The organism is Streptomyces katrae (genome assembly GCF_000966975.1).
GTDB lineage: Bacteria > Actinomycetota > Actinomycetes > Streptomycetales > Streptomycetaceae > Streptomyces > Streptomyces katrae.
The window spans coordinates 1-598 of sequence record NZ_JZWV01001753.1; the positions used below are offsets into that span (position 1 = coordinate 1).

General features: G+C 70.9%; 1 protein-coding gene. It reads left to right on the forward strand.

Annotated features, from left to right (window positions below; all coding sequences use genetic code 11):
• Window positions 1-496, forward strand: a 496-nt coding sequence (locus VR44_RS40455) for a pyridoxal-dependent decarboxylase (RefSeq protein ID WP_045952698.1), incomplete at its 5' end; no start/stop codon positions are given.
• Window positions 497-598 lie beyond the last annotated feature (102 nt).

Below are 598 nucleotides of genomic sequence, written 5' to 3' on the forward strand. Positions count from 1 at the left end.
CCTCCACACCGCCTTCGCCCACCGCGCCTCTTACCTCACCCCGGGCGAACCCGACACCCTCCCCTGGCTTTCGCACTCCACCATCGAACTCACCCGCCCCGGCACCCGCGCCCTCGCCCTGTGGGCCACCTTGCACCACCTCGGACGCGACGGCGTCACCGCCCTGCTCCAGCACTACCTGACCCTCGCCGACCACCTGCGCGAGAAGATCACCGCCAACTCCCGTCTGGAACTCGTGGCCGGCGGCCCCTGGCCGGTCGCCTGCTTCCGCCTCACCGACACCACCGCAACCGGGCCCGAAGCCGACGCCCTCCACACCCGCATCGCCCACCACGTCCAGACCGCCGGACGCGCCTACCTCGCCACCGTCACCGTTGACGACCGCACCGTCCTGCGCGCCTGCCTGTGCAACTACCGCACCCGCGAAAGCGACCTCGACCTGCTCCTCCGCGAAGTCCTCCACGCCGCGGACTCCGACCGAACACCCACCCGGTGAACGACGAGTGATCACCCATCAGCCCCGGGCCATCTCGCCGGCCAGGACCAGGTGAGCTGCTCGACGGCCGCCGCGACCAGATCCGGAAACGCATCCTGGATC